Source organism: Risungbinella massiliensis, assembly GCF_000942395.1.
GTDB classification, from domain to species: Bacteria; Bacillota; Bacilli; order Thermoactinomycetales; family Thermoactinomycetaceae; genus Risungbinella; species Risungbinella massiliensis.
Genome location: NZ_LN812097.1, coordinates 1 through 1281, shown reverse-complemented (window position 1 = coordinate 1281; position 1281 = coordinate 1). Strand labels below are relative to the sequence as shown.

General features: G+C 40.9%; 1 protein-coding gene. It reads left to right on the top strand.

What is annotated here, in order from left to right:
* The first annotated feature begins 88 nt into the window (after positions 1–88).
* Positions 89–1239, top strand: a protein-coding gene (locus tag VJ09_RS00005) for an IS3 family transposase (RefSeq protein ID WP_147635393.1) whose coding sequence is annotated in 2 segments (ribosomal slippage) — positions 89–350 and positions 350–1239 — 1152 coding nt in all. Because the reading frame shifts where the segments join, the coding sequence is not laid out codon by codon here.
* The last annotated feature ends 42 nt before the right edge of the window (positions 1240–1281 follow it).

Below are 1281 nucleotides of genomic sequence, written 5' to 3'. Positions count from 1 at the left end.
TTGGTATTATCCCCTTACGGTAGACAGTGAAAAAAGAGAACATGTTAACATGTTCTCATAGACACTGCTATAACCGGAGGGGATTTTTATGTCCGCTAAGAAAGGACAAAAGTTTAGAAGATATTCGGAAGAAACAAAAAAGGAGGCAGTGCGCCTCTTCTTAGAAGAGGAGATGCCTTATAGTGAAATACAAAGGAAACTCGGGATCAGAAGTCGAACTCAAATTCAAAATTGGGTCGAAAAGTATAAAGCTGGTGAGTCGTTTGAAGATTATCGAGGTCGCTGGATTAAGAAACATTTTAATAGTCTTGAGGAGGAAAACGCTTATCTAAAGGCCCAAGTAGAATATCTAAAAAAGCTCAATCCAAATCTACACGGGGAGGGATCTTGGAAAAAGGACAACGATTTGTAATCATTGAGGAGCTTTCCAAACAATATACCATTACGCAACTTTGCAAGATTGCGAAGGTTTCACGTGCAGGATATTACAAATGGAAAAAATACATACAACGCGCCGGACGTAGCTCGAATGATGCAAACTTAAAAGAGCATATATTAGCAATTCACAGACTCCGTCCATACTACGGTTACTTTCGTATGCGAACTGCTCTACGTAGGGAAGGAATAGTGGTGAATCATAAGAAAGTACGTAGATTAATGCGTGAACTCGGTATTCGATCCGTTATCCGCAAAAAACGCCCCTTTATGGGGCGTAAGCCATCCATTGTGTTCTCTAACATACTGGCTCGTAATTTTTATGCAGAGGCTCCCAGACAAAAGCTTGCAACGGATATCACGTATGTACGAATTGGAGACCATTTTGTCTATCTATCCGCTGTAACAGATCTATTTAATAATGAAATTATTGCGTGGGAACTTTCTTCGAGAAACGATCTCCAACTAGTGTTAGACACTGTTTATCGCTTAGAAACAGGGGATGGAACTCTTCTTCACTCTGATCAAGGATTCCAGTATACGTCCAAACAATATGCGGCATTGTTAAAAAAACGTGGCTTCATTGGAAGCCACTCGCGGAGGGGAAATTGCTTTGACAATGCCTGTATAGAGTCCTTTTTCTCCCATCTAAAGACAGAAAAACTTTATTTAGAGGAACCAAAAGATGAGACTTCTGCACGCAATATGATTGCTGAGTTCATCGAATATTACAACAAGGAACGTTTCCAAAAAAAACTTGGCGACCGATCCCCAGTGGAATTCCGGGAAGCGATCGCCGCTTAGGATGCCTTTTATCTAGTGTCTACTTGACGGGGTTAAGACCAC